The organism is Oxyplasma meridianum (genome assembly GCF_038024865.1).
GTDB classification, from domain to species: Archaea; Thermoplasmatota; Thermoplasmata; order Thermoplasmatales; family Thermoplasmataceae; genus Oxyplasma; species Oxyplasma meridianum.
In genome coordinates, this window is record NZ_CP133772.1 from 482,305 (window position 1) to 504,455 (window position 22,151).

A 22,151-nucleotide genomic window follows, 5' to 3' on the forward strand; every position below is an offset into this window, starting at 1 on the left:
CTGTATATGATCATAATGACATAGATGGTTATAGGCGAACATTTTTCCTAGAAAAAGAAAGATCGAGATAGAATTTGCAAATCTGGAGGATCTGGATGTACTGTCGCCACTGGAATTTGGTGTAGTATATTCATCAAGGGTTTTGATGGATGATCTCGGAATTCTTCAGATATACAAGAAATACCTAAAGACAGATACGGATATTCTTGTTGTCATGATCATATCAAGGCTTATTTGAAAGAGAACGAATGCAACAATATCTCATATTATTGCTACTCTTTCAGAACTGAAAGCAATACCGTTGATAATTCCAGTTGGAAAACTGATACTCAGATGGGGATGAGAAAATGCAAATCAGATACTATCACTTCTTATTTTACCTATCCCAAAAAAAGTTATAGGTGACACACTAACAAAATAACAGTAAGATCGCTATCAAATTCTCTAAGATAAAGTGTCTTCTGACGATTTTCATCAAAACATCATGAGAAACTCAAGTTATAAGGAGAAAGGAGTAAGTTATAGAATTATAGTGTGCCCCGGTAATGTCTTTAGTCATGAAACCCTCAATTCTGGAAATTCTTTCGTTTCTACAAGTGAAATTTACAACTGAAATAATTTAAATAATCATGATAGATACGATTTCCATGTTGTTCCAGGAATCTGATAAAAAACTAGACATGAAGGGAATTTTTTCATTTTCATTTGACAATGATCTTAACGAAATAAGCAGAAAATTTGGTATAAAAATAATTGCAAGGATAAGGCGGCATAAGGACACTGCTAATGCAGTTCTTAACATTACATATCCGGATGGGAAAATAACTGAGCTGGAAGAAAAACTGAAGAAGTTCAACTCAACAAAAGCGAACTATGGCTATGTTGCCTCTATTGATATCACCAAGTCAAAATTTCTGGATTCTTTTTCAAGATTTGTTACAATCCCCTCTGTGATCGTTGACGCTGTTCTCATAGAAGATGGCCTGACAAAGGTATATTTCAGATTTCACAGTTCAGTTTCAAAGGAACTTTCAAGTTCTTTTGCATCCGACTGGAGCCAGTATGATCTTTTCAGCATAGAATTCCTGGGACCAAACAAAGGCTTTGCTGAATCCTTTTCAGAAATCAGCAAAAAGGTACCACTCTATTCTGTTGAAATTAAAACCAAAGTCGCGGGGAACGACATGGATTTAACAGGAGACATTGCAATGTCTACCTTCGGAAGCACATGGGAGAGGGAGGTTAAATACCTCATCGCTGGAAATATAAAGGCAATATACTATGACAGCCGTTCTCTGTTGAAGAAGGACAGCAGGGATGTGATTGACGTTTCCACTACGGATGGTATATATCAGGCCACATTTGTGAATCCTCTCATAGAATACTATATGCGTGAGGCGGAAAACAGGCAGATCGCTACCCTTGCTCTTCCCCAGAGACTCATAGGCAATCAGTTTTCCTTTGATATTGTAATTCCCAGAATGCTTCTTTCAGAGTTTTATTCCTTGATATTTGAATCATTCAAAAAATTCCCTGATTGGAGGATGGAACTGGGGCAGATAACTCCACTATGATTTGCCAGGTCCCGGAGTCATTTCAGGCACGGTGGTTCTTCTTCTGTATGATTTTCCCATAAGTAAGTAGATCATGGCAACTAGGAATGTGCCGGATGCGAAAATAAACCAGAACTCAGACAGTTCACCGCTGAGATATGAAAGCAGGAAGAGTCCAATTATCGCACCGAGAAATGCCCCGAAACTTGTAACCAGATTATACATCCCTATGTAGGTTCCACGCTTATCCGCAGGAGAAAGTGTTGTTATTATTGTCTGAGTGGTTGGTGCCAGGAAATCCTCGCCTATTGTCATTATGGACATGACAATGAGGAAGAAGATGAGGTCTCCAGAAAATGCAGTGATCACAAAACCAGCTGCATAATAGATCAATCCAACTCCTCTCCACTCCATTGGAGTGAGGTGACTGTTCATGAATGAAAGTATGGGTAGCTGCGTAATTACAACCAGTGCCCCATTAAGTGCGTAGATATATCCAATATATGTGATTGGAAGATTCTTAAAGTCGAATATGTATAATGTAAGTGTGGAACCTCTCTGTCTTGTAAAAAACGCAAGAAATAACCCAACTATTGTGAACAGTAGGAAGAACCTGTCAAGCCTGAAGGAGAATTTTTCCTTAACCAGCTTCCCAGTATTTTTTTCCGGAAAATAGGTCTCGCTGACAGAGTAGTAAAGTATGACAAGCTCAACAACTGTGGAAATAGAGGCTACAAGAAATATATACTGGAATCCAAATACTGCGAGGAACCCTCCTATTAATGGCCCTGCAGCTGCACCAAGGTTTGCCATCAGCCTGAGGTAGGTATACCCGGAAAGCCTCCTTGAAATACTGGTAAGATCTGCTACAGCGGCCTGTATTGCCGGATATTGTAGCGCATTTATTATTATTGTCAGGTACCAGGCCCCTATGAGGTATAAGAGGTCAAGTCTGTCCTGAATCACAAAAAACATTATCAGGTAAAAAAATGCAGCAGGTAATGGAATAACGACGAGAAAGAACCTTCTTCCAACCCGGTCGGTCCATTTACCGGCATTGTACTGGACAAGAGACATCATAAGAGTTGCGAATCCTTGAATAATGCCGATAAGAATAAACGAAAGGTGGTAGAATTCAAGCAGTATAATTGGAAGGAATATGAAGGAAGAGACTCGCCCAAGGGCCCTTATAAATCTGGTGAAAGCTAAAAACCATATTCTCCGGTCTATTGTTTTATCATCCAGCTTGCTTTTCGTAACTTATTTCACCTAATCCTTTTCGGCATCTTTTTTAATCATCACGGATGGGATTATTGCAGCTGCCAGCATTACAATTCCAATTATGTAAACATAGTGTATGGATGATATGAAATCCGCAACCCATGGGGCATTGCTCTGTACAGCTGATCCGACAAATATAGACTTCAACTGGGTGAGCGGGGTCCCTATTGCTATAACAAGAAATGCAATTCCGGTGCTGAATGTCCTCCCAACATTGTTCATGGTTGCGCTCATCCCCGAAGCAATACCCCTGTATCTTGGAGGTGACCCGCTCATTATGCTACTTCTGTTGGGGGAGGCAAAGAATCCCATTCCAACGCCTACCAATATAAGGGGGATAAGAAGCTGTGTGAATGTTATGGTATTTTCTATCCTGCTCAGCAAGGCAAACCCAATTATTGAAATTACAAGCCCAAGCACTGCGAAAAACCTCTGCCCGTATCTGTCAGAGAGAATCCCGCTTATTGGTCCAATGACTGCAAGTGATGCTGACATTGGAACAAGGAATATTCCCGCAACAAGGGGTGTGAGCCTCATAGTGGGTCCCTGCAGATAGAATACCAGAACTATGGTCACTGCTCCATTTGCAAGTGCATTGAGAAGAAGCGCTAAACTACCGAAACTGAATGCCCTGATTTTAAAAAGCGCCATGTTGAACATGGGGTAACGCGTTCTAACCTCAATTATGACGAAGAATATTATAAGGGCCAATCCAAAGAGTATCATGATAAGGGCTTCAAGTCTGCTGAGGGATCCAAGTGAATATACTGTGATTGCAACCAGTATCAGGGCAAGTCCCCCTGCAAATGTAAAATTCCCTGTAAGATCTACCCGCTGCCCTTTTTCAATTGTAGCCAGCTCCTTTAGTTTAAAATGTGACCAGATAGCTGCAAAGATACCTATTGGTATATTGACCCAGAAGATTGATCTCCAGCCCAGCAGAGATACAAGGAATCCTCCAAATACCAGTCCCATTGCAGCACCAAAAACTATGGCTATCTGGTTTATCCCAAGTGCTTTTCCTCTTTCGCTTATAGGAAAAGCATCTGTTATAATCGCAGCACTATTGGAGAAAAGGAATGCAGCACCTACGCCCTGAATCATCCTGAAGAATATCAATTCAAATGACGTGAATGATATGCTGCATAGGGCAGATCCCACTGTAAAAATTATAAAACCAAGGTTGTAAAGTTTCACTCTGCCGAACATATCAGCGAGTCTTCCAAAGCTTACCAGGATTGCCGCAGTTATAAGTTGATATCCGATCAGTATCCATATAAGATCGAGAAGCGATGTTCCTGGAAGTTGTCTGGCTATAGTGGGAAGGGCAATAAGGACAATGTTAGTGTCCAAAGATGACATAAGAACCCCTAGGGTTGTGTTAGTCAGAACAGTCCATTTGTATTGCATTTAGTAATCATTGCCATTACAAAACAATACTTAATTTAATCGGTGTTTGGGCACGCTGTTCAATTGAAATTACACGTTTCTTTTTACGATGTTGAAAACTCTGACTATGGGAATGATACTTTTGTCTGAAGCCAATTTATACTTAATTTTTCAGCCTCTATACGATATCTGCCCACAAGTGGGGCAAGTTTCAGGAGATCTATATCAGATCTCAATTTCGGTTTATCACCTGATTCATCAACCAGTCCCAAAGATTTCAGTATGGCCATCTTTTCCCCTTTCCACAGATATCCGGATAGATCTTTTTTGTTTTTCTCAAGCTGATAAATAAGCGCCCTTAGAGTTCTGCTTATTGTAAGATTCTTGAATTCCTGGGTCTTTGATATTTCTGAAAAGAGTTCTTTGGTTTTGCTCATCAACTTTTCATAAAGTTCCAATTGGTTTTCTAAGAAAAAACCTGCAGAGGGTATTATTGATACTGGATAGGGGCTTCTTTCCTGATCGAATCCGCAAATTAAGAAGAACAGATGATCCTTTCCCTGGATATCATCCAACATTTCAGCAGTCACCGGGGTAGTTCCGTTCTCCACTAGCTTCATCATGTATCCCGGAATGAAGTCATCGGGAACCATCAGTTCATTTTTGACAGTTAAAATTGAATCAGAAAGCGAAGGAATTTCACCAGTCTGATTGCAGATCCTTTTGGTATTCATCCAGACCAGCAGCCTAATTAATAGGTGAATATCCATGTCCTCAAAAAACTTAGTGATAGATTGCGCCGCAACATCCAGATCAAATCCGTTACCTGCTTCAAGTACCTTAAAAGTTTGGTTTTCCAGACTTTTATTGGTTATTTTCACCGTTTTTCTTTTCGAAATAAATTTTAAAAGTTCATCACTTGAGCATTTTAAGCTTATGGATAGTTGATCTATAGACCATGGGGAAACGGCTACAGATCGGGTTTTGATATTTTCACCATTAAGTATTGAGACCTGTAATTTCCGGAGGACATCTTTCCATTTTATGCTAGATTTCAGGTACGTATCTATCTTTTCGTCTCTCTCTATGATTTCCATAAGCCCTTAACAGAAGATAGCATTATTAGTTAACGGAACAGAATTCTTAATTCGCTTCTTGTAACTTATAATTAATAATTCTTCCTTAGCCGATTCACATGAAAAGAAATTATGGCGAAAAAAGTCTGCGGTAACTGCGTTATAGTTAAATACCAATATTCATTCTATTCAGGTAAACAGCTAATGGTGTCTAAATGTCTGGTGATAGATTTAATTATTACTTGAAAATGATATTGAATTCTGGCCTTGATGAATACGCCCTTTTATCTGAGCAGTTAGAGAATGACAGTTCAATATCGCAGGATGAGGCCGAAGAGCTTGAAAGGCTTATAAAGAGATATTTGAGTGTCTACAACCGGTACAATCTGAAAGTTGTAAACAGACAGACAGGAGAAGAGGAGTTTCCCCCCCAGACAATGATAGATAACTTTGGAGAAACCTCCGATTTTATAGAAACTGCCAATCTATACGGTCTTCAATGGAAAGTTTATTCCCCCAAGGCAAGCTTTGAAAATTCTCCTGTACAGAGGTGGTATTACAACCCGTCCATAGCATCAATACTCAATTCTGTCCTTGCAGACGCTGTGCCTGGAAGAGTGAAGAATTATTTCGACATACCACCATGGGTTATGGGGACTGCACATGCACCAGGAACTCTTTATCTGCCACTCAGTGAAATGGTAACTCTTGCAATTAGCAGAAGACTCATACCGGACTGGGACTACCTTGTAAAAATGGGACTCCCAAGGGAAATGGTTGATTCAATCAGGGCCGCAAATCTGGGTTCAAAGCTCTGATTTGCATGGAAAGAACAATTTCACCGTTGTAAGATTATTCATCATCTACGAACAGATTATATGCCATAAAGCCATAATAAACCATGAAACACAATGGAATTATCACACCAATGATAACACCTTTCAACAAGAAAGGTGAGATTGATTACGCTGCAACTGAGACATTAATTACATATCTAAAAAAAATAGGGGTATCTGGACTTTTTCCACTTGGTTCAACCGGCCTTTTTCCGTTTCTCAGGGAGGAAGAGAGAAAGAAATATTTGCAATTTGTGGCCAATCATGCAAGTGGAATGAAAATTTATGCTGGAATCGGTTCAGCGTCAACCCAGATATCATCTGATCTGGCAAAGCATTGCAATGATCTTCCAGTTGATGTTATGGTTCTCATGCCGCCATATTATATCCAGCCAGGGCAGAAAGAGATATTGAAACATTTCGATGAGGTACTGAAGAACGTCAAAAAAGAACTCTTTATCTATAATATTCCTCAACTTTCTGGCACATTCATCCAACCAGATACGGTGTTAAAACTCAAGGAGAATTATTCCCAGATAACCGGTCTTAAGGAGAGTTCTGGTGATATGAGGTATTTCTCAAAATTATTGGAATTCTCAGGTCCAGATTTCTCCATCTTCCAGGGTCAGGACGATCTTCTCCTGGCTTCGCTTGCACTTGGTGCTGATGGGGGCGTATGCGGCCTAACGAATTTCTCAAACCCTGTGATTCGATGCTATAAGGCTTACAGGAATGGAGACATGGCTGAAGCCAGAAGGATTCAATTCAGTGAGATAAATTCAATTATGAAGGTTTTAAATGCAGATAGGTTCCCCTCAGGGTATTATCATGCCTTTTACACAAGGAACAGGATAGATGGGGGTTACAGATCACCCATGATGGAACCGGACGATGATTCTAAAAAACATTCTGAAGAGTTCCTCTCGAAACTCAAAGACTAATTTTTTTTCAACTTACAGCAATTATTTTTATTGCATAATTCACATTTTCCATGCGATAAAATATAAATACAGATTTGACCTTTACGGATACCTTAGTGAAGGAGGAATAAAATATGGCAGAACAGACATATGTAAAGTTTGAAACTCCCGAGACATTAGAAAAGAAAATTCTCGATTTAGTTGAAAACTCTTATAGAACAGGTAAGATAAAGAAAGGAACAAATGAAGTTATAAAATCCATTGAACGAGGAGAGAGTAAGCTTGTTGTAATAGCGGAAGACGTAACTCCCCCAGAGGTTGTATATTACCTTCCAACTCTGTGCGAAGAGAGAAAGGTTCAGTACGCCTATGTCAAGAAGAGATCAGACCTGGGATCAAAGGTTGGAATAGGGGCAGCTGCCTCCCTTTCAATAGTTGACTATGGAAAGAATGACGAAACCTACAAACAGATAGTGTCTCAACTGGCTGAGATCAAAAAATAGGTGATATGAATGGCAGATGAAGCCACTCCGGCTGAAGTTGTTGAACTATTAGGAAGAACGGGAATGACGGGGGAAGCCACTACGGTAAAAGTGAGAGTCCTGTCCGGTAGGGATCAGGGTAGGATCATAGCAAGAAATGTTATGGGTCCCGTCAAGGTCGGAGACATACTCATGCTCAGAGAGACTGCAAGAGAGGCAAAGAGACTCTCAATCAGGTGATATGAATGGCAAGAAATTGTTACTTCTGTGGGAAAGCAATTGAACCTGGATCTGGATTCATACATGTCCGAAAAGACGGGGTCACAATTAACTTTTGCAGCAGAAAGTGCAAAGTTAATATGATAGACCTTGGAAGGGTTTCCAGAAAGACCAGATGGACAAATGAGTTCCACACCATAAAGAACATGAAGAAAGAATCCTCAAAGAACCAGTGAGGGATCAGATTGGAACAAACTCTTATTTTAATTAAACCGGACGGCGTTAAACGAAAACTGTCTGGTAAAATTCTTTCAAGATTTGAAGATAAAGGAATGAAAGTAGTGGCAATGAAAATGCTGATTCTATCAAAAAAAGAGGCGGAAAAGCATTACGCAGTACACAAAGACAAGCCATTTTTTAACGGCCTGGTTTCATACATTATCTCTGGTCCAATAGTCGCGGCAATACTGGAAGGAACTAACTGCATTTCAATCACAAGAACACTGTGTGGATCAACAGACGGTTCAAAAGCTCAGCCTGGAACCATAAGAGGTGATTTCTCCATGGGCATAGAGAAAAACATTATACACGCATCCGATTCGGTAGAATCATTCCAATACGAGTGGCCCATTTACTTTTCTCGGGAAGAGATTATAGAATATTCGTCAGGGGACGAAGAACTCATCTTTTGAGGTGGTTATGTATAAATCCCTCAGGCAACCAATTGTTTGTGTCCTTGGCCATGTAGATCATGGGAAGACATCGATTCTTGACGTCATCAGAGGTACCTCTGTAGCTAAAAAAGAAGTTGGAGGCATAACCCAGAAAATTGGAGCATTTGAGGTAGATATGGAATCATTCTACCGGGCATCCAGAACAGAAATCGGAATGAATAAGTTGAAGATTCCAGGTCTTCTCTTTATAGATACACCGGGACATGTTGCATTTTCAAATATGAGGGCAAGAGGTGGTGCTCTTGCAGACATTGCCATACTTGTCGTAGATATTAATGAAGGGTTTAAGCCGCAAACAGTCGAATCAATCGAGATACTGAAACGATTTAAAACCCCATTTATAGTTGCAGCTAACAAGATAGATCTGATTCCGTTTTTCACAAATATAAAAAATATATCTTTCCGGGATTTACAGAAAACCCAGAGAAATGAATATAATGAAGAGCTGGACAAACGGCTTTACAATCTGGTTAATAAATTTTATGAGTTCGGGCTTTCAACAGATAGGTATGACAGGATAACTGACTTCTCTAAAACAATAGCCATAGTCCCTGTAAGTGCCAAAATGGCAATTGGGATTTCTGACGCTCTGTTGATGCTAGCTGGACTGGCACAGAGATTCCTTGAAAGAAATATTGAGTATGTAGGCGGCCTTGGGAAGGGTACAGTCATCGAGGTTAAAAAAGAGGAATCGCTGGGATTGACTCTGGACACTGTTCTTTATCAGGGTTCACTGAAGAAAGGTGACAGGTTGGCAGTAAGTACAAGAAATGGACCTGCAGTATCTAAAGTAAAGGCCATATTTGTGAGTGGAAAAGGAAAGAAACTGCTGGAGAAATCAGAAGTCTTTTCTGCTCAGGGGATAAGGGTGGTTCTGGCAGACAAATTAGAAGTGATCCCTGGGTCACCGGCAATAGCAATTGTTAACGACACACGCGAAGCTTTCGATGAGATTATGAAGGAATCGCAGATAAATATACCTTTATCCCTCAATGGTGTTACTGTAAAGGCAGAGGCTCTTGGATCTCTTGAGGCAATATCCTATGAACTTTCCAAAAAGGACATTCCCATCAGGTCGGCAAGCATTGGCGATATCACCAGAAGGGACATAACCGATGTGTCAACCCTCAACGATATTTTGAGCAAGATCATTATAGGATTCAATGTGGAGATGCTACCAGAGGCTAGGGAAGCAGCGCTTACAAGCGACACAGCGGTTGAAACAGGATCAGTTATATACTCTTTAATTGAGGCCACAGAGAAGTGGATACAGGGAAAGAAGGAAGAGATTGAAGAGGGAAGAAAGCAGGATACACCAATTCCATCAAAGTTCACAATCATGCCTGAATACATTTTCAGATCAAACAAACCGGTTATAGTGGGTGTGAAAGTTTTAACCGGAAGGCTGAAGGTGGGTGACAGCCTTATAAAGTCGGATGGCAGATATGCTGGCATCATAAAAAGTATCAGGGAGGGGGAGACTTCAAAGAAATTTGCCGAAGCTGGGCAGGAGGTTGCTGTTTCAATTGAAGGTGTTATACTTCACCGGCATATATTCCCTTCAGAGACACTCTATGTTGATGTTCCAGAATCGGTTGTAAAAACTCTCAGGGAAAACAATATGGACACGGGTACAATGGAAACCCTGGAAGAGATAATTAAAATTAAACGCAAGGAAAATATTTTCTGGGGCACGCGAGCATAATCACAGATCAATCCTTTTTCTAATAATGCCTGAGATCAGGTAGCGGTTTGAAGCAATTTTGTTGTACACCCTGTCACCATTGCCTGAAAGGCGGAGAATCAGCATAAGTAAAAATAGAGGGAAGAGTGGTGGTGAAGTTAACGCACAGTAAGATATGGCTTTAAAACCCTTCAGCCTTTTCCCTCCATGGCCAATTATTACCAAAACAGCCTCATTAAGCCTTTCAGCAGAAAGGTTAAAACTTACAGGATCTGTGCTTGACATTGGAACAGGTTTTAAAATATGAAGGAAGTCCATCTTTTTCAGAAATTTAACACTCAAGGAGCAGAAATAGCATTTATCATCGTAAATAATAACATTCTGTTCCATATGTAAAATAAGATTGAGGTAAAATATTTATGTTTTGTTGCCACCTGTTGTAATACTTAGGATGTATGCCCAAGTGCATTTTCTGACAATTTAGTCTCTCTCAACAAGAGTTTAGGTTAAAGATTATCAGCGGTTCTGCTTTATCATGTAGTATGGATTTCTGTTTGTGCCAACATCATAGATTATCTTGTTTGAAGTCTCCAGTGCCTCTTCCACACTGGTACTGTCAGATAAAGTATTCTTCTTTGAATTCCAGTAAAGATCGTAGGTTTTAAGGATAAACCGGGGGAAACTGAAAAAGTCTCTCAGGTAGGAAGGCATCATCTTCATTATGAATCTTGTACCTGTATCAAGAAGCTTCTGTTTGGTGTCTGTGGATCGTATTCCAAGTATTTTTCCTCTCATGAACTTATAAATATAAAAGCTGTAGGATGCATAGAATTGTGCAAGCTGATCGAGAACTGGCCCTATCCTGGTTTTCATAACAGGGGTCAGAACATCGTATCTGTCCCAGTCCATCGTGAACAATGAACCGGTTCTGAGGGCATCATCGAAAACTCTGGTTCCAGGAAGGGGCGTATATATTGAGAACTGAAGGGCATCTGCGCCAGATCTTGCAAGCTCACGGGAGAATTTTATTGTAGAAAGGAGGTCTCTGAATTTTTCATATGGTGCTCCAACCATCATTCCAACTAGGACTATTATCCCATTTTCTGACAGTATGCGCACTGCATCTACAGACTGCGGCGTGAATTCTCCCTTATGCATTTTCTTCAGCACTTCCGGGCTTCCTGATTCCACTCCGAGAAACGCTATACTCATCCCGGCTTTTGAAGCCTCCCTGATAAGATCACTGTTCTTTGAAGTCACATCGGCGCGCATCTGTACTATCCATTTGCTCTCTATCCTTTCCTCTATTATCCTTCTGAATAAGTCCCTTCTCTGTTCTACATTTGGATATACAACGAAAATGTCGTCAGTAAAGAAAATCCAGTTATAACCATGTTTCTTTGCCTCCTTCATTTCAATAATAATCCTCTCGTTGGACTTGTTTCTCCATTTGTTTCCCCATGTTGGTGTTACTGAACAGAAATCGCATGCATAAGGGCAGCCTCTGGAAGTTTCAAGACACATAACCTTTTCTTTTTCGCCGAATACCTTGAATGTATACTTTTCGCTGTCTAGAAGATCAAGTGGCGGCATGGGGAGGGTGTCCAGATCGCTTATTAGCTTCCTGGGTTTTGTCCTTCTGATCTCATTTCCGTCTTTGTAAACTATTCCACTGATATCCTGAAAACTCCTGCTCTCATCTATAGCCTTGCCTATTTCAAATATAGTTTCATCTCCCTCTCCCAGTACAGAAATATCAAAGCCAGATCTTATTAGTTCATTGGGAAGAAAAGTTGCATGGTGCCCTCCTGCCAACAGTAAAGTTTCTGGGGTTCTTTTTTTATCTCTCTTGCTATGTAAGATGCATTGTTGTGAGCTGCAGTCGCATGAAGAGTTATTCCCACAAGATGGGGTTTGAAATCCACAGCCTGTTGGATGACATCATCAAGGGATAATCTCTCTCCCTCCATATCTATAATTTTGACTGTACTGCCATGTATCCTCAGTATCTCCCCTGCAAGGGCAAGTAAACCTAAAGGGGCCGGAAGAAAACCCCATTTTGAAAGATAGGCACTTCCAGTTTTGTTGCTGGGTCTTATAAATAAAGCCTTGACTGCCATATATTCAAATAAAATTTTTATAAATATACTTAATGTGCGAATAATTTATACATAAATTATTAATAGGTAATGAAAACTACCAAGTTAATTTGTTTGATTTAATTAGCTATTGCAGGTAACACACCTCGACTGACATTATCCAGATGCCATGAAATTGCATGGTTCAAGTTAGATTTAGCAATTTAGATAAAATATTAAATACTCCCTTGAAAGATTAGTTTTTAACTGAAAAAAAGTAACATAAAACCTTTATATCAGGCAAAACATGGCCGTATTATATGGTGGATATTGAATATCTGGCCATTGGTATGATTGCAGGCATCATCATTGGATTTATTATTGCATTCCTGATATTCGGAAAATTATTTTCCCACAATTCAGAAAGAAGCAGAGATGCAATCAAATCAATTGCCGCTGACGTGATTCAGAGTACTTTTTCCACACTGACAGATCAATCTAAAATGCAGCTTGAGTCAATCGCTAATTCCACTGAACTGAAACTGGAAACAAAGAAGGCTGAAATTGAAGGCATAATAAAGCCCCTTAACGATAAGCTAGCACAGTACTGGGAACAGGTCAATACCATGACCGGGTCAGTAAAAACTGATTATGGAACACTCAAGGAATCGATTGATCAACTTATGAATGCGCAGAAGGAGATGATATTAGCCGCATCAGATCTAAATTCTGCCCTAAAAAATAATCAGGAGAGAGGGAGGTGGGGGGAAATTCAGCTGAGGAGAATCGTAGAGATTTCTGGAATGTCAGACCACTGTGATTTCAGTATGCAGGAATCCATGATAGAAGGTGATGAAAGAGTGAGGCCGGACATGATTGTAAAACTGCCTGGAAGTCGAAGTATAATTGTTGATGCCAAAACTCCTGTATCCCAGTATATAAAAGCACTGGAAGCCTCAACGGAAGACGAAAGGAAGGAACTGATGAAAAAATACGCCTCCCAGATCAGAGATACTGTCCGATCACTGTCGGGAAAATCATATCATGAAAAGTTTCCGGACAGTTTTGAATTTGTGGTAATGTTCATTCCTGGAGAAGCATTCTTTTCTGCGGCAATTGAAGCAGACAAGGATCTTATAGAATATTCAGTGTCCAAGAAAGTCATACTTGCCTCGCCGTTAATTCTAATATCCCTATTGAAAAGTGCAGCTATTGGCTGGCAGGAATACAGAATAGACAGGAACAGGGAGGAAATTGTATTGCTTGGTAGGGAACTATACAAAAGGATTGGAAAGCTACTGGAGGTCTTTTCCACGCTTGGAAAGAGTCTGAACAAATCAGTAAAAGATTACAATTCCTTGGTTTCAACACTTGAATCAAGAGTCCTGGTCACGGCTAGGAAGATGTCAGATCTTGGCGTTGGAGATGGGAAATACCTGGAACCTCCAGATAACATAGATCTTACTGCAAGCCAACCTATAACAATTGCAGAGAACGATGGGAAAAGTGATAGCCAGGGATTGAATCAGGAAAACCACAGCTAAGTTTATGTAAAATAATTGATAGTTGAATATAAAAAATTGAGTTTTTACACTCAAGGAACAAGCAAATGCTGAGGTTTAATTGCCTTAACCTCTTCCTTTATGGAAACTCCCCTTTTCAGCCTTTTTGTGTCAACTGCTGTAGGCTTAAGCCTGTCAAGGATGTACGCAAATGCTACTTCAGCGCTTTTAGGATCGCCACACGTATAGATATCAAGGGTCACCAGTCCATGCTCAGGCCATGTGTGAAAAGACAGATGCGACTCAGCTAAAAGTACAATCCCGCTTGCACCCTTAGGCTGAAACTGGTAATAGTCCGAAGATATCTTCGTCAGCTTTCCTTCTTTTACTGCTCCTTCTATTATGGGGAATAGTCTCTCAGCTTCGGATATTGCATCCGGATCCACGCCATAAAGATCTGCCAAGATTTGTACTCCCACGGCCACTTTCATCGTCCTCCATCTTTTACACCTCTATGTTTTGCTAAAGATGGTATTAAAATGTTATATTTAAATATTTGACAATATGGTCCCTTATTAATAATATATAGGCACATCCATAATATATGAAAGTCCTAAAGTACAATATAAATATTTACATCAATATACAACAACTTATATATTTAATAACCTTAGTATTCACATATAATTGATTTTTAACTCATTTTTAGGACTTTTTCTCTGTAGTTCTCTCAAAGTCTGAAGGATAAAATGAAATCTCCTGCTGGATATTATTATATGCGAGGAAATACCGCGATTTGAAGCCTCAAAGGCTGATTCCAAAGGTGCAAATTCAAGTCTAGGTTTAATGTTCATTTTTTTTGCAACTATCATTGCCTCTTCTCCAAGGACTCCAAATATTCCAGGGGGGCGAGTTCCCAAAAAATCTCTAACTTTCTCTGTTATGTCATCCATATCCTTTATTTTTTCAATGTCTGGAATAACAATTATGCTGATTGTTCCCAGCTGCATATTTATTATCCCCTTCACCTGCGATACGCCAGCAATCTCGCCTTCCGGGGTGTCTTTCATAACTGTGCCTGATGCTTCCCCCGATTTATCCAGAGTCGCGTAGAGGTATCCATTACTCATCTTCAGCCACACAATGTCACCTTTTCTCAGGTTCTCCATTGCGATTGCTTCCCATACAAGAACGTTATCAAGTTTGGCCATACTTTCCGCTACAAAATCTCTGAAACCACTTAAACCGGAGTAGAGAAAATCAAATCCGATTTCCGTGATCTTTCCATTGACATCAATAAGCCCTTTCTCGCGCATTATCTTTGTATGGTACTGTACACCCTGAATGGTTATGCCTATTTTTCTTGATATCTCAGAAGGCTTTTCGTTTCCATCAAATATTTCTGTCAGAATCATTATTTGCGTGAGACTTGTCTGATCTAGCATTTGAACTACAGTTATATGATAGCATTTTCATATTTATAAAACCACTTAAGCGAATTTTCAAATTTTATTTGGAATCCCAATCTCTAAAACAATGAGATTTTTCATCTTCCCATAACATCCACTTTTTTCATAGAATCCACGCAATCTATTTTTAATAGTCTTCCATGATCTTCTCTAATGATTCTCAACTTGGGGAAATTAAATTATGTTGAATCTCTATCTGTTCAGAGAAAACTCAACCAGCTGCGCAACGAAGGAAGAATAGAAGATAGCATGATTGTTGTAGAACATCCTGAAGTTTACACTGCTGGAATTCATTGGGTTCCCGGAGCTGAGGCAGATGGGCTGGATGTTGTAAAGGTTGAAAGGGGAGGATCCATTACTTACCATGGACCAGGACAGCTTATTACTTATTATATTGTAAATCTTAAGGAACGCAACATCAATGTTCTTAATCTTATAAATAAAATCCAGGAATGCAGCATTAAACTACTAGGGATGTGGGGTATAGGTGCTGATCCACGTCTTGGAAAAGAGACTGGCATATGGGCAGGGGAAAAAAAGATCGCATCAATAGGACTTGCGGTAAAAGGCTTTTCCACTCTTCATGGCTGTGCACTGAATGTTTCAACTGATCTTTCAAATTTTTACAGAATTCAGCCATGTGATTTCCATCCTGAAGTTATGACCTCCATGGAACGAATACTGAAAAAGCCAGTTGATCTTGATAAAGTAAAGAAGCAGTATATGGATATTTCCCAGGAAAAACTTGGTATGGGTGAGATTATAAAAAATAAGGGGGGATTTGAAAATCTCAATGAGCTATTGTCTGGGACTGTTCTCTGAGGAACTGTTGCAGATAATAGAAGGATCCGGTCCCTTTTCCTGAGCTTCCGCTACTCTTCCATCCCACGAATGGTTGTGATCCCACCATAGCTCCGGTGGATCCTCCTCTCTCCCTATTGGCATAAACAACCCCAACATCGGCGTTTTCAAAATAGTACTTTATCTCTTCAGGGTCTTCTGTGAATATGCCGCCGGTCAACCCGTATTCCGATCTATTTATCTCTTCTACTGCCTGCCTGAGATCTTTCACTTTTCTTACCGCAAGAACTGGGAGGAAAAGTTCGTTCCTGACTATGTAAGCTTCACTTTCAAGGTCGACAACAACTGTTGGCTCAACGTAATATCCGTCCCTGTCTAGAGCATTTCCACCAGTCAGGACTTTCCCTTCCTTTGTAAATTTATCTTTCATCTGTTTAAATTTCTCAAAAGCATCTCTGTTTACCACTGGATTCAGGAATGTCTCCTTCTTCCTGGGATCATCAGGTTTTATTTTTTCAGTCCTTTCCTTAAGTTTCTTAAGAAACTCCTGGTAAATGCCTTCATGAACATAAACAACTGAACATGCGCTGCATTTTTGTCCGGCAAACCCAAAGGCTGCTCTGACAACACCTTCTACCGCCTTGTTCATATTGCATCTGTCAGTTACAATTATGGCATCCTTTCCCCCCATTTCTGTAATAACAGGTTTGGGCATTTTCTGTGTTGCCCTGTGATAGATGTCCATACCAACATCCCGTGAACCTGTGAATACCACTCCCCCTATCTTCGGGTTTTCCACCAGGGTCTTTCCAACAATTCCTCCGGAACCGGAAATGAATGCCAGCACTTCCTTTGGTACACCCGCCTCATGCATAAACCTTACAGTCAGATACGATGAAAGGGGGATATCACTGGAAGGCTTTAAAGCAACTGCATTTCCCACAGTAAGTGGTCCAGCCATCATTCCAACTGTTATTGCATAAAAATTAAAAGGTGCAATTACTGCAAAAACACCGTAAGGCTTCATAACGCTAAGGCTTTCCTCATTCTCATATCCTTTGCCTGTGAATCTGATGAAGCCCTGGTTTTCTATCAAATTCAGGGCATAGTATCTCAGAAAGTCTATTCCTTCATCCACGTCAGCCATGGCTTCATAACGGTTTTTTCCATTTTCATATGCAAGAATTGCTGATAAGAGGTACTTTTCCTCGGCCACCCTGTCGGCAACTTTAAGCATTATCCTTGATCTTTCCACATATCCCAGGTTGAACCACTTTTTATAATTGTCATGAAGCATATCAATTGCTTTTTCTACACTTTCCTTCGAAGAGTTCTGAAATTTTGCAATCTCTTTTCCATCTATAGGGGATATGTCGCTGATTTTCTTTTCTTCCACAACATCTGACAGAATAATATTGGGATACTCCTTCCCGAAGTATGACTGGCATTTTTTCAGTGCAGCCTCGTATTTTTCATCAAATTCCCTCTCTTTTCCAGCTTTCTGCATCTTCACAAAAGTAACTTCGTTTTCGAATGGCATAATTCTGTATCTTTTAAAAATAATTAAGGGTTGCTAAAAATAGTTGTTAATATTGTTGGTAAATATGGCATCAGGCACTCATGCCCCTGTCCACTGTAATTGACTGCCCATTAATCCCTGTGGACATCTCACTTCCAAGAAATGATGTCACCATTGCAATTTCTATTGGCTCAAGCTGAAAAGTTTCGGATATCTTGGTGTAGTTAAATGGGAAAACTTTGTAATAATTATCATCCTTGTTCACCCCACCGGGTAGTACTGCGTTGACTCTTATGTTGTATTTTCTCAATGTCTCTGCGGTCTTTCTCGTAAGTTCCTCTATTGCACTCTTTGATACGGTATATGCGATTGAATTCCCCTTGAATAAATTCCTGGAAGCGCCAATGTTAACAATAGATCCACCTTTTTTCTTCATAGCTTCTGAAAATATTCTGATTGAATTATACATGGACATAACATTAATCCTGAACATCTCCTCCATTTGAGCAGGGTCTTCAAATTCACCCTTAGGTTGTCTCCATACTCCTACATTGTTGCAGACTACGTCTACGCTCCCATAATCAGCAATTATTTTATCTCTCAACTTCTGCAGTTCTTCGGCATTTGTCGCGTCAGCTTTGTATGCCTTTATTGTGGACGATTCCACAAGACCGAATGTATTTCCGCTCCTTGATACGACTGCGACTTTTGCACCAAAATTTATAAACATTCTTACAGTGGAAATGCCCTGTCCTGGACCAACTCCAATGATCACTGCAACTTTCCCTGCCAGACTGTCTCTGATCAAATCTACCATAAATACTAAAGCGACAGTAGACTATTTAAATGATTCTTCAAAATAAGTTAAAGGGACGCATTTTGTTAATGCATCAAACTCCATTTATCTAATATATAAACTTCGAATCCAAAGTCAGGAAGAGAAGATGTTTTTCAGAATTGAATCGCCTGTCAAACATCGATAAAACCTCTTATATAAAAAAAGGATTAAAAAATATTTTCAAATGTTAACTAGAACCTACAGGGATATTGACCCATCAGATGATGGCGTTATAAATGAAATGCCGCTTAGTTAACAATAATTTCTTTCCCATATATCCTAGTCTCTGGACGTTTTTAAAGTGGGAAGGACAGTATAAAGATTTAACAAACCTTCTTGTATATTAAAACAGGTTGGAAAAGGCATTACCGAATTTACACCTGTGAAAATTGCTACTGATAGATACCAGAGTGATAGGGTATTTGTTAAAACCTTTAGAAACCACAGCTTTTTAACCTATAGGATAAGGTGGGGATGCCAGTTGATGCCAGAACATGGTGAAATAAAATATTTAATGTTTTAACTGCAGGCGTATTCATCTCAGGTCAAACCTGTCCAGATCCATAACCTTTGCCCAGGCAGAAACAAAGTCCCTGACAAACTTCTCCCTTCCATCGTCGCTTGCATAGACTTCCGCAACTGCACGCAGCTCAGAATGGGCACCAAATACCAGATCAACTCGGCTTGCTGTCCACTTTACCCGTCCGGTTTTCTTGTCTATTCCATTGTACCTGGTGTGCAATTCATCCAACTCATCAATTGGTTTCCATGTTGTTTGCATATCAAGCAGGTTGACGAAAAAGTCGTTTGTAAGATGACCTGGAAAATTGGTCAGAACGCCATCTCCGGAATGTCCATAATTGGCATCCAAAACTCGCATTCCTCCAACCAGGACTGTCATTTCCGGTACTGTAAGTGTAAGTAGCTGAGCTTTGTCCACAAGTAGGAACTCATCTTTTACACTGCTGTCTTTGGATGAGTAATTTCGAAATCCATCTGCCACTGGTTCAAGGTTTGCAAATGATGGGATATCGGTCTGCTCAGCGAAGGCATCCATACGCCCTGGAGAAAATGGGACATTAATACTTAAACCGGCATCCTTTGCAGCTTTTTCAATAGCTGCATTTCCTCCAAGTACTATGAGATCCGCAAGGGAAATTGCAGTCCCGTCTGTTTTTTTTGAATTGAACTGATCCTTAATTCTCTCAAGTGCATTAAGGACTTTTTTCAGCCGATCTGGTTCATTTACCATCCAGTTTTTCTGCGGATCAAGACGTATTCTGGATCCGTTTGCTCCGCCTCTCTTATCACTTCCCCTGAACGTGGAAGCCGAAGACCATGCGGTATAAACAAGATCCTGTATTGTCAACCCTGAATTCATGATTTCCGTCTTCAGATTGGATATATCTTTATTTCCCGGCAATTTATGGTCAAGGGGAGGTATAGGGTCCTGCCAGATCAGGTCTTCATCAGGTACCTCTGGGCCAAGATATCTTATCTTTGGGCCCATGTCCCTATGGGTAAGTTTAAACCATGCCCTGGCGAATGTGTCTGCAAACTGTTCAGGATGATCAAGGAAGCGTCTTGATATCTTTTCATATACAGGATCAACACGAAGGGCCAGATCTGTTACCAGCATTGTTGGGGGACGTTTCTTGCTGGGATCGTGGGCATATGGCACTGTATTTGCCACGGGTCCATCCTTAGCCACAAACTGGTATGCTCCAGCAGGGCTCTTAGTCAATTCCCACTGATATTTGAAAAGTGTCTCTAGAAAACCATTGCTCCATTTTGTAGGGGTTGTCGTCCAGGTTACCTCAGGTCCACCACCAATTGTATCATCTCCCTTCCCTGACCTGTACGTACTCTTCCAGCCTATGCCCTGATTCTCAAGTGGTGCGGCTTCTGGTTCTGGTCCTACGTTAGTTGCAGGACCTGCGCCGTGTGTTTTCCCAAATGTATGCCCACCGGCTATAAGCGCCACAGTTTCCTCATCATTCATCGCCATGCGGGCAAAGGTCTCACGTATATCTATGGCAGCCTTTGCCGGGTCTGGTATTCCATTAGGCCCCTCAGGGTTCACGTAAATAAGTCCCATCTGGACTGCTGCAAGAGGCTTTTCAAGTTGTCTGTCACCCTTATAGCGTTTATCGTCCAGCCATAAATTCTCTTTTCCCCAGTAAGCAGAAATGTCCGGCTCGTAAACGTCCGCCCTTCCTCCTCCGAACCCTAAAGTCTTGAAGCCCATGTTTTCCAGTGCAACATTTCCTGCGAGGATCATCAGGTCACCCCATGAGATATTTCTACCATACTTCTTCTTAATAGGCCAGAGGAGCCTCCTTGCACGATCAAGGAGAATGTTGTCTGGCCAGCTGTTTATTGGTGCAAAACGCTGCTGGGCTGAACCTGCTCCTCCTCTACCGTCTCCAATTCTGTAGGTTCCAGCTGCATGCCATGCCATTCTGATCAGTAATGGCCCATAGTTTCCAAAGTCAGCTGGCCACCATTCCTGTGAGTTTGTGAGAAGATCATTCAAATCTCTCTTCAAAGCCTTAAAATCAAGGATCATGAATGCTTTCCGGTAGTCAAAATCTTTATCCATAGGATTTGTTTTCTCTGAATTTAGCCTGAGAACGCTCAGTTCAAGCCTGCCAGGCCACCATTCTTGAATGCTCATCATTTCCCTGATTCCGAGGTTGACATGAGATTCTTTATCTTTTCTTTCTTCCATATTTTCACCACTCACCCAATCACAACAAAATAATCTAAATCATATTTGTTATTAATAGATAGTAATTATATGTTAATAAAGTTTTTTAGAGTGAAAATTCACCAGGTACCTTTGGGAATGGATGAGTATCTTCAATACGCTTGAACCCACAGATAAACCTGGTAAGTCTTTCTATGCCTATTCCGAATCCGGCAGATGGTTCAAGACCCCTTCTTGCAAATTCGACAAACCATTTGAACTGTTCTTCAGTCTGCCCCTTTTTGCTTATTCTCTCTTTTATCTTGTCAAGCTTAAATTCTCTCTCTCCCCCTGATATCGCCTCTCCAAATCCTTCAGGATAAACAAGATCCATGTCAACAAGTATTTCCGGGTCAGTATCACTCTCTCTGTCATAGAACTCACGCTGTTGAAGTGGTATATCTACAATCCAGAAAGGTTCAGTTTTCTTTTTCGATAAAACTGTTTCAAAGTCTTTTCCATACTGTTTTTCAGCGTCCAAAAACTTGATTCTCTCAAATGGTTTAGAAGGTACTTGGAGATTTCTACCCAGTTTGGAAAGTAATTCTGAATCCTTTTCCCTGATATATCTGAAAAGACCCGTTATCATCTCTTCCACCATTGACATTATCTCATCCCTTGTGGCCCCACGCTTTTCAACATCAAGCTGGGTAAATTCAGACAGGTGCCTTCCGGTGGAGGATCTTTCAGCTTCTTCAATCCTTATGTTTGGCGAGAACGTGAAAATTGACCCGAAGCTCTGGACCATTATCTGCTTATGAAATATCATGCTCTTGGTAAGTGAGTATTTTTCACCATAGTAATTAATGACTGGATCAAACACAGGATGGTTCAGAGGGTCTGTGAGTGGAGAAATAATGACCGGAGGTACTTCAACATAGCCCTGTTCTCGCATGAACTTTCCAAGATAGTACCTTAAATCGCTCCCTATTTTTACAGCGGCAATAACCTTGTCGCTTTTCACATGATCCATCTTTGCATCTAGTACTTTTTCTATTTCCATAGATTTATTATCTATTTA

22 protein-coding genes are annotated in these 22,151 nt (G+C 40.4%); 10 read left to right on the forward strand and 12 right to left on the reverse strand.

The window, feature by feature from the left end:
• Nucleotides 1-647: 647 nt before the first annotated feature.
• Entirely contained in the window at nt 648-1,574 is a 927-nt protein-coding gene (locus OXIME_RS02500; protein WP_393971909.1) for a hypothetical protein, read from the forward strand.
• Here OXIME_RS02500 and OXIME_RS02505 read toward each other — a convergent pair.
• The 3 genes from OXIME_RS02505 to OXIME_RS02515 all read right to left on the reverse strand — a co-directional run bounded on the left by OXIME_RS02505 (nt 1,569) and on the right by OXIME_RS02515 (nt 5,320).
• Nucleotides 1,569-2,798: an MDR family MFS transporter gene (locus tag OXIME_RS02505; protein ID WP_393972235.1), complete on the reverse strand. Its 1,230-nt coding sequence runs from the start codon at nt 2,796-2,798 to the stop codon at nt 1,569-1,571. The genes OXIME_RS02500 and OXIME_RS02505 overlap by 6 nt on opposite strands.
• A 24-nt stretch (nt 2,799-2,822) precedes the next feature.
• Complete coding sequence (locus OXIME_RS02510; protein WP_393971910.1) at nt 2,823-4,244, reverse strand: MFS transporter; 1,422 nt, start codon at nt 4,242-4,244, stop codon at nt 2,823-2,825.
• Between the two features lie 104 nt (nt 4,245-4,348).
• Nucleotides 4,349-5,320 carry a hypothetical protein gene (locus tag OXIME_RS02515; RefSeq protein ID WP_393971911.1) on the reverse strand — a complete coding sequence of 324 codons (972 nt, stop codon included), beginning with the start codon at nt 5,318-5,320 and terminating at the stop codon, nt 4,349-4,351.
• Between the two features lie 194 nt (nt 5,321-5,514).
• On the opposite strand from OXIME_RS02515, the gene OXIME_RS02520 reads away from it, so the two are divergent.
• From OXIME_RS02520 to infB, 7 genes are all read left to right on the forward strand, one after another.
• Nucleotides 5,515-6,117: a hypothetical protein gene (locus OXIME_RS02520; RefSeq protein WP_393971912.1), complete on the forward strand. Its 603-nt coding sequence runs from the start codon at nt 5,515-5,517 to the stop codon at nt 6,115-6,117.
• An 83-nt stretch (nt 6,118-6,200) separates the two neighbouring features.
• Entirely contained in the window at nt 6,201-7,076 is an 876-nt protein-coding gene (locus OXIME_RS02525; protein WP_393971913.1) for a dihydrodipicolinate synthase family protein, read from the forward strand.
• Nucleotides 7,077-7,189: 113 nt separating this feature from the next.
• Nucleotides 7,190-7,558 (forward strand): 50S ribosomal protein L7Ae, encoded by a 369-nt coding sequence (gene rpl7ae, locus OXIME_RS02530; protein ID WP_393971914.1) that lies wholly within the window; start codon nt 7,190-7,192, stop codon nt 7,556-7,558.
• 9 nt (nt 7,559-7,567) lie between these two features.
• Entirely contained in the window at nt 7,568-7,777 is a 210-nt protein-coding gene (locus OXIME_RS02535) for a 30S ribosomal protein S28e (RefSeq protein ID WP_393971915.1), read from the forward strand.
• A 5-nt stretch (nt 7,778-7,782) separates the two neighbouring features.
• Nucleotides 7,783-7,992, forward strand: a complete 210-nt coding sequence (locus tag OXIME_RS02540; protein ID WP_393971916.1) for a 50S ribosomal protein L24e — start codon at nt 7,783-7,785, stop codon at nt 7,990-7,992.
• Nucleotides 7,993-8,001: 9 nt separating this feature from the next.
• The gene (gene ndk, locus OXIME_RS02545) at nt 8,002-8,448 is read left to right on the forward strand and encodes a nucleoside-diphosphate kinase (protein ID WP_393971917.1); all 447 of its coding nucleotides are present in this window, start codon (nt 8,002-8,004) and stop codon (nt 8,446-8,448) included.
• 7 nt (nt 8,449-8,455) lie between these two features.
• Nucleotides 8,456-10,195 carry a translation initiation factor IF-2 gene (infB, locus tag OXIME_RS02550; protein ID WP_393971918.1) on the forward strand — a complete coding sequence of 580 codons (1,740 nt, stop codon included), beginning with the start codon at nt 8,456-8,458 and terminating at the stop codon, nt 10,193-10,195.
• Here infB and OXIME_RS02555 read toward each other — a convergent pair whose 3' ends face one another.
• The 3 genes from OXIME_RS02555 to OXIME_RS02565 form a co-directional block, all read right to left on the reverse strand.
• Nucleotides 10,196-10,564, reverse strand: coding sequence for a thiol-disulfide oxidoreductase DCC family protein (locus OXIME_RS02555; RefSeq protein ID WP_393971919.1), 369 nt, complete (start codon nt 10,562-10,564; stop codon nt 10,196-10,198). It lies immediately after the preceding gene.
• A gap of 126 nt (nt 10,565-10,690) precedes the next feature.
• Nucleotides 10,691-11,989: a B12-binding domain-containing radical SAM protein gene (locus tag OXIME_RS02560; RefSeq protein WP_393971920.1), complete on the reverse strand. Its 1,299-nt coding sequence runs from the start codon at nt 11,987-11,989 to the stop codon at nt 10,691-10,693.
• Nucleotides 11,947-12,294 (reverse strand): cobalamin-dependent protein, encoded by a 348-nt coding sequence (locus tag OXIME_RS02565; protein ID WP_393971921.1) that lies wholly within the window; start codon nt 12,292-12,294, stop codon nt 11,947-11,949. Before OXIME_RS02565 ends, OXIME_RS02560 begins: the two co-directional genes overlap by 43 nt.
• 278 nt (nt 12,295-12,572) lie before the next feature.
• On the opposite strand from OXIME_RS02565, the gene OXIME_RS02570 reads away from it, so the two are divergent.
• The gene (locus tag OXIME_RS02570; protein WP_393971922.1) at nt 12,573-13,796 is read left to right on the forward strand and encodes a DNA recombination protein RmuC; all 1,224 of its coding nucleotides are present in this window, start codon (nt 12,573-12,575) and stop codon (nt 13,794-13,796) included.
• A gap of 50 nt (nt 13,797-13,846) precedes the next feature.
• Here OXIME_RS02570 and speD read toward each other — a convergent pair whose 3' ends face one another.
• Both speD and OXIME_RS02580 read right to left on the reverse strand, forming a co-directional pair.
• Nucleotides 13,847-14,245, reverse strand: coding sequence for an adenosylmethionine decarboxylase (gene speD, locus OXIME_RS02575; RefSeq protein ID WP_393971923.1), 399 nt, complete (start codon nt 14,243-14,245; stop codon nt 13,847-13,849).
• Between the two features lie 186 nt (nt 14,246-14,431).
• Entirely contained in the window at nt 14,432-15,169 is a 738-nt protein-coding gene (locus OXIME_RS02580; RefSeq protein WP_393971924.1) for a hypothetical protein, read from the reverse strand.
• A gap of 207 nt (nt 15,170-15,376) precedes the next feature.
• On the opposite strand from OXIME_RS02580, the gene lipB reads away from it, so the two are divergent.
• Nucleotides 15,377-16,045, forward strand: coding sequence for a lipoyl(octanoyl) transferase LipB (gene lipB, locus OXIME_RS02585; RefSeq protein WP_393971925.1), 669 nt, complete (start codon nt 15,377-15,379; stop codon nt 16,043-16,045).
• On the opposite strand, the gene OXIME_RS02590 is transcribed toward lipB, so the two are convergent.
• The 4 genes from OXIME_RS02590 to OXIME_RS02605 form a co-directional block, all read right to left on the reverse strand.
• On the reverse strand, nt 16,014-17,564 hold the full coding sequence (locus OXIME_RS02590; protein WP_393971926.1) for an aldehyde dehydrogenase family protein: 1,551 nt from the start codon (nt 17,562-17,564) through the stop codon (nt 16,014-16,016). The two genes, lipB and OXIME_RS02590, sit on opposite strands and share 32 nt — an antisense overlap.
• Before the next feature lie 70 nt (nt 17,565-17,634).
• The gene (locus tag OXIME_RS02595; RefSeq protein ID WP_393971927.1) at nt 17,635-18,360 is read right to left on the reverse strand and encodes an SDR family NAD(P)-dependent oxidoreductase; all 726 of its coding nucleotides are present in this window, start codon (nt 18,358-18,360) and stop codon (nt 17,635-17,637) included.
• 556 nt (nt 18,361-18,916) lie between these two features.
• A complete protein-coding gene (gene katG, locus OXIME_RS02600; RefSeq protein WP_393971928.1) occupies nt 18,917-21,112 on the reverse strand; it encodes a catalase/peroxidase HPI in 2,196 nt (731 codons plus the stop codon).
• Nucleotides 21,113-21,197: 85 nt separating this feature from the next.
• On the reverse strand, nt 21,198-22,133 hold the full coding sequence (locus OXIME_RS02605) for an asparagine synthetase A (protein ID WP_393971929.1): 936 nt from the start codon (nt 22,131-22,133) through the stop codon (nt 21,198-21,200).
• Nucleotides 22,134-22,151: the final 18 nt, after the last annotated feature.

Excerpts from the sequence above, each read along its gene's own strand:
- OXIME_RS02500 (WP_393971909.1), top strand. The coding sequence starts at position 648 with ATGTTGTTCCAGGAATCTGATAAAAAACTAGACATGAAGGGAATTTTT.
- OXIME_RS02510 (WP_393971910.1), bottom strand. The coding sequence starts at position 4,244 with ATGCAATACAAATGGACTGTTCTGACTAACACAACCCTAGGGGTTCTT.
- OXIME_RS02515 (WP_393971911.1), bottom strand. The coding sequence starts at position 5,320 with ATGGAAATCATAGAGAGAGACGAAAAGATAGATACGTACCTGAAATCT.
- OXIME_RS02520 (WP_393971912.1), top strand. The coding sequence starts at position 5,515 with ATGTCTGGTGATAGATTTAATTATTACTTGAAAATGATATTGAATTCT.
- OXIME_RS02525 (WP_393971913.1), top strand. The coding sequence starts at position 6,201 with ATGAAACACAATGGAATTATCACACCAATGATAACACCTTTCAACAAG.
- rpl7ae (WP_393971914.1), top strand. The coding sequence starts at position 7,190 with ATGGCAGAACAGACATATGTAAAGTTTGAAACTCCCGAGACATTAGAA.
- OXIME_RS02535 (WP_393971915.1), top strand. The coding sequence starts at position 7,568 with ATGGCAGATGAAGCCACTCCGGCTGAAGTTGTTGAACTATTAGGAAGA.
- OXIME_RS02540 (WP_393971916.1), top strand. The coding sequence starts at position 7,783 with ATGGCAAGAAATTGTTACTTCTGTGGGAAAGCAATTGAACCTGGATCT.
- infB (WP_393971918.1), top strand. The coding sequence starts at position 8,456 with ATGTATAAATCCCTCAGGCAACCAATTGTTTGTGTCCTTGGCCATGTA.
- OXIME_RS02555 (WP_393971919.1), bottom strand. The coding sequence starts at position 10,564 with ATGGAACAGAATGTTATTATTTACGATGATAAATGCTATTTCTGCTCC.
- OXIME_RS02565 (WP_393971921.1), bottom strand. The coding sequence starts at position 12,294 with ATGGCAGTCAAGGCTTTATTTATAAGACCCAGCAACAAAACTGGAAGT.
- OXIME_RS02570 (WP_393971922.1), top strand. The coding sequence starts at position 12,573 with ATGGTGGATATTGAATATCTGGCCATTGGTATGATTGCAGGCATCATC.
- speD (WP_393971923.1), bottom strand. The coding sequence starts at position 14,245 with ATGAAAGTGGCCGTGGGAGTACAAATCTTGGCAGATCTTTATGGCGTG.
- OXIME_RS02580 (WP_393971924.1), bottom strand. The coding sequence starts at position 15,169 with ATGATTCTGACAGAAATATTTGATGGAAACGAAAAGCCTTCTGAGATA.
- lipB (WP_393971925.1), top strand. The coding sequence starts at position 15,377 with ATGATTCTCAACTTGGGGAAATTAAATTATGTTGAATCTCTATCTGTT.
- OXIME_RS02590 (WP_393971926.1), bottom strand. The coding sequence starts at position 17,564 with ATGCCATTCGAAAACGAAGTTACTTTTGTGAAGATGCAGAAAGCTGGA.
- OXIME_RS02595 (WP_393971927.1), bottom strand. The coding sequence starts at position 18,360 with ATGGTAGATTTGATCAGAGACAGTCTGGCAGGGAAAGTTGCAGTGATC.
- katG (WP_393971928.1), bottom strand. The coding sequence starts at position 21,112 with ATGGAAGAAAGAAAAGATAAAGAATCTCATGTCAACCTCGGAATCAGG.
- OXIME_RS02605 (WP_393971929.1), bottom strand. The coding sequence starts at position 22,133 with ATGGAAATAGAAAAAGTACTAGATGCAAAGATGGATCATGTGAAAAGC.